The following is a 281-nucleotide window of genomic DNA, read 5'->3' on the forward strand; positions in this document are numbered from 1 at the left end:
TGACGTAGCCAGCGCCGAAATACACGGGCGCCGAGCCGGTGCCGTAGTGTGTGAGGCTCGCGTCGATGCTCGAGAAGTAACCGAGTCCCATGGCCGCGACGAACGGTGGAGCGCCAGTGAGCAAGGCGGCCGCCACGAATCCCGGGTACAGCGCGGTGACGTGCGCGGTCATGCTCGCAAAGCCGTAGTGCAAGTACAAGTACGCGAGCATGAGAACGGGAAGCCCGATTCCCCACGACAGACCTGTCACGTGCGCGAAAAGCCTCTGTGACAGCACGCCG

Annotated in this window: 1 protein-coding gene; it reads right to left on the reverse strand. The window is 64.1% G+C overall.

Annotated features, from left to right (window positions below):
* Nucleotides 1-277 (reverse strand): anion permease (locus L5876_RS14925; RefSeq protein ID WP_369281050.1); only part of this gene is annotated, 277 nt, incomplete at its 3' end.
* Nucleotides 278-281 lie beyond the last annotated feature (4 nt).

It is taken from the genome of Hyphobacterium sp. SN044 (assembly GCF_021864465.1).
Lineage (GTDB): Bacteria > Pseudomonadota > Alphaproteobacteria > Caulobacterales > Maricaulaceae > Hyphobacterium.